At 33.3% G+C, this 1,328-nt stretch carries 1 protein-coding gene and 2 pseudogenes; all 3 read right to left on the bottom strand.

The window, feature by feature from the left end; all coding sequences use genetic code 11:
• Positions 1-292, bottom strand: a pseudogene (locus tag AB0N14_RS40185) (CPBP family intramembrane glutamate endopeptidase); the annotation flags it as partial.
• 99 nt (positions 293-391) lie between these two features.
• Positions 392-982, bottom strand: a complete 591-nt coding sequence (locus AB0N14_RS40190) for a DUF805 domain-containing protein (protein WP_351515829.1) — start codon at positions 980-982, stop codon at positions 392-394.
• A 206-nt stretch (positions 983-1,188) separates the two neighbouring features.
• Positions 1,189-1,328 (bottom strand): annotated as a pseudogene (locus AB0N14_RS40195) (IS982 family transposase); the annotation flags it as partial.

Below are 1,328 nucleotides of genomic sequence, written 5' to 3' on the forward strand. Positions count from 1 at the left end.
TACCACCAATTCCGACAGTCCGAGCAATTAGGGTACCCACGAAGATGTATATAATGTTTTTCTTAGTGAGGAAATCTTTGCTTGGCGTTAAAAAGCCTAACTTTTTACCTAAATACATTAATAAGTAGATATTCCCCACAATAAATATAATTAGAATGAGTACAGCTAGTAAGGATAACTTGTGTGCACCGGTTTCTAAAGAAAAACCTTTTGCTCCACCATAAACAGCCATCCCTATTTGACTGAGTATTGCAAGCCCTAATACAATAAAAAATTTCTTAATATAATTCAAAATTCTTTTCCAACTTTCATTAATAGATTAAATTTAGGGTACTGGAAATTTTTATAACAAACCCTTTTTATTCTTTTTGAATTCAAATATAGATTATTATTATTCTTTTTCTCGTAAGAAAAAGAGTATAAAGCCATTATCCGATTTTGTAGTAACTGCATTAGTTGGTAACACTGTCAAAATAAAGAACAGTAACCCTATCGCGTATGTCAAAAATGTGAATATTGCACTTCCGCCGCTTTGTTGTAAGGTACTTATTGTTTCTGTGCAGCTAGAAGCAATGTATATGCCCCATAAAACTAAAAATCCTCGCCCTCGTAAACCAGCATCTCGATAGCGTCTCACAGCCATAGCGAGGCTTGGAAGAAATAATGATATCCCAATAATAGCCATAATAAACAATGGAATAATAAAGCTTTCAAACGTAGAAGCCAAAAAATCAGTTTCGTTTGCACTCCCTGAAATACTCATAGCAGAACCAATTGCTACATAGACAAAAAATATAATTGGAACAAATGAAATAATCATTAAAATTAACGTCATCCACCAATATCCAGCTCGAGTCGTTCTTCCCTTGAAATCAATATATCCAATAAAAAAATCCTTCAATGCTCGTCCAAAACTCACTTGCCCAGGAACTTCATTTATTTTTTCCATAATTAAAAATCCTCCTTCTTCTAAATCAATCATAACAAAATAAAGAATAAAAAGAGAATCCTATAGATTAATTCTCTAATATCCAACCCCAAAATAGCTATTTTATTAGTCATTTGTTCATTATTAATGCTTAAACCATGAGACGAGCATTGTAACAACGAAAGCTATTATGCATAAGATGGTTCTGTTGCAAAGTTTTACACTAAAATAGATTTTTTGGAAAACTTTGCAACAGAACCACTTTGAGCAAGTTGGTGCTTAGCTTTAAGTGTTTCACTAAAATGCAGTACGCCCCATAGGTAACAAGTAATCACTAAACAGTCAGATGTTGCAAGATGGACGTTCTTTCGGTTTTGAACCTCAAGGGGAACACTCGTTT

Origin of the sequence: Streptomyces sp. NPDC051104 (assembly GCF_040682835.1) — a bacterium.
GTDB classification, from domain to species: domain Bacteria; phylum Actinomycetota; class Actinomycetes; order Streptomycetales; family Streptomycetaceae; genus Streptomyces; species Streptomyces cynarae.

What these genes read in the sequence shown, in the direction of transcription:
- AB0N14_RS40190 (WP_351515829.1), bottom strand. Translation starts at nt 982, where the DNA reads ATGATTGATTTAGAAGAAGGAGGATTTTTAATTATGGAAAAAATAAAT.